Here is a 231-nt window from a genome sequence, read left to right on the forward strand (position 1 = left end):
ACCCAAAGCACGCCGTCTTCGCCATGGTTCAACGGCAAAACCTGCCGTCCGCCCGCTTCGTCTTCCAAGCAAACTTCAGCTACGCCATGAAACTCAGCAGGCAGTTGCAAAGATTCCCGACCGTTTTCATGCGCGACCAAAGTATCCGCATAAAGGTCGTCTGAAAAACCGTCCTGCTGCAAAGCCTTAATAATCCCTTCCAAAACCTCGGGCTTGGCCGCATGATAAATT

Annotated in this window: 1 protein-coding gene; it reads right to left on the minus strand. The window is 51.9% G+C overall.

Translation table 11 applies throughout. The features are described 5' to 3' along the window. A partial coding sequence (locus ACTHS3_RS18820) for a hypothetical protein (RefSeq protein WP_440368932.1) occupies nucleotides 1–231 on the minus strand: 231 nt, incomplete at both ends.

It is taken from the genome of Neisseria sp. P0009.S007, from assembly GCF_051962515.1.